1 protein-coding gene is annotated in these 2202 nt (G+C 61.0%); it reads left to right on the top strand.

The window, feature by feature from the left end; genetic code table 11:
• The first annotated feature begins 110 nt into the window (after positions 1–110).
• Positions 111–1937 (top strand): DEAD/DEAH box helicase, encoded by a 1827-nt coding sequence (locus tag ACOVRA_RS11005; protein ID WP_421720331.1) that lies wholly within the window; start codon positions 111–113, stop codon positions 1935–1937.
• Positions 1938–2202 lie beyond the last annotated feature (265 nt).

Below are 2202 nucleotides of genomic sequence, written 5' to 3'. Positions count from 1 at the left end.
GTCAATACATGGCTGTTGCTGTCAATTCCTGTTAAAGAGCGCTTCGAAGTTTTGCTCAAAGCAAGCTGTTACATTCATTCGCGACCTAGAAGCGCGGTTTCAGGATCATCATGCCCTTCCCTACTCTACCCGCCGTCTTTGAAGCCGCATTGACGGCCCAAGGCTATGGCGAGCCTACCCCCGTTCAAGCAGCTGTTCTCGCCGAAGAACGCGCTGACGCTGACCTTTTGGTGTCGGCTCAGACTGGTTCTGGCAAAACAGTTGCCTTTGGTCTCTCGATTGGCCCCACACTTTTGGCTGGCGAAGAGCGCCTTGGCCGAGGTGGCGCGCCTTTGGCGCTGGTCATCGCGCCAACCCGCGAATTGGCCCAGCAGGTGGCCCGAGAACTTGAATGGCTTTACGCCAAAGCCGGTGCACAAGTTGTTTGCTGCGTCGGTGGCATGGATGCCCGCCAAGAAGCCCGCAAGCTGCAAGCCGGCTGTCACATTGTCGTCGGCACACCAGGGCGCTTGCGTGACCATATGGAACGCGGCCGGGCAGACTTCAGCGCGCTGCGCGCCGTCGTGCTCGACGAAGCCGATGAAATGCTTGATCTGGGCTTCAAGGATGATCTGGAAGCCATTCTGGACGGCACGCCCGAAGAAAAGCGCACCCTCCTCTTCTCCGCCACTTTGGCCAAAGACATTGTGACGCTGGCCAAGCATTATCAGCGCAATGCGATCCGCATTGATACCACAACACGCGACGTGCCCCATGGCGATATTGAGTATCGCGCCATTCGCGTCGCACCGAACGAGCTTGAATTAGCCGTGGTCAATGTTCTGCGCTTTTATGGCACCGGCGGGGCCTTGGTGTTTTGTGCGACGCGCGAAAGCGTGCGGCACTTGTTTGGCAGCCTGCGCGAGCGCGGCTTCTCGGCGGTCGCCCTCTCGGGTGAGCTGTCGCAGAAAGAACGTACCGATGCGCTGCAAGCGCTGCGCGATGGCCATGCCCGCGTCTGTGTGGCGACCGACGTCGCGGCACGCGGCCTGGATTTGCCAGATCTGAACCTCGTCATCCACGCCGAATTGCCCCAGAATAAGGCCGCCCTCTTGCACCGCTCTGGCCGGACAGGCCGGGCTGGCCGCAAGGGGATTTCAGTTGTTTTGGTGCCAACCACACGGCGCAAAAAGGCCGAACAATTGCTGCACTCGGCAGGGGTATCTGCCACTTGGTCGGGCCCGCCCAGTGCGGAATCCATCCGCGCCGCAGACCGCGACCGCTTGATGAATGACCCGATGCTGAAAGAGCCCGCCAGCGAAGAAGATGTCGGCCTCGCCGCAGCGCTTCTGGAAGCTTCAGGCCCAGAGCAAGTGGCAACCGCCCTCATCCGTCTCTACCGCTCGCGCCTGCCAGAGCCCGAGGATTTGTTTGAGCCCGTGCCCGAGCCGCGCGGTCAACGCCCGGATCGGGGTGAGCGTCCGGCCCGCATGCGCGACCGCCCTGAACGCGATCCGCGTGACTTTGGCGGCCAAGAAGGTTCTGGCGCGCCGTGGTTCCGCCTGTCGGTCGGGCGCAATTCAAATGCAGACCCAAAATGGCTGATCCCGCTCATCTGCCGGCTTGGCCATGTCACCAAGAATGACATTGGCAATATCCGCATTTTCGACCGCGACACCGTGTTCGAAATCGACCCCCGCGTCGCCGACCGCTTCATGCAGGCCGTTTATAATCATCCAGATGATGCGATGCGGATTGAGCCAGCCAATGACCCCGGCAATGCCAAGGGTGCGCCCCGTCGTGATGGCCCCAAAAAGGGCGGCAAAAAGGGTAAGCCCAATGCGCCGGTAGCTTCCGGCGAACGCGGCCCGCGCGGCATTGTCGGCCCACCCCGCACCAAGGGCGGCCCACCTCCTTTCGGGAAGAAGTCATTCAAAAAGAAAGTTCGTATGGACTGAGGCACCCGCCCAACACCTTTAGCCCCGCGAGGAAAACCTCCGGGGGTTTGGCTGTTGCTCTTGGAAAGAGCAGAGGGGCCGGGGCGCGTGGTACGCGCCAAATGAGGTGGGCCAGATTAACGGACTGGCCCGGAATACGACGCAAACCGTGCGCCCCGGCTGAATAAGTGTGTGTGCTCGGGGTGGGTAACGAGGCCACCTTGTGGTGTAGTTCTTCCCCCGCCTAGTACGTAAAGGCCTCATCCTAGAAGCGCGTGCTCCTAAA

The sequence above is a fragment of the Aquidulcibacter sp. genome, assembly GCF_049239865.1.
GTDB lineage: Bacteria > Pseudomonadota > Alphaproteobacteria > Caulobacterales > Aquidulcibacteraceae > Aquidulcibacter.
This window is presented reverse-complemented; position numbering and strand designations above follow the sequence as displayed.

Coding starts and splice junctions, on each gene's coding strand:
- ACOVRA_RS11005 (WP_421720331.1), top strand. CDS start 111: ATGCCCTTCCCTACTCTACCCGCCGTCTTTGAAGCCGCATTGACGGCC.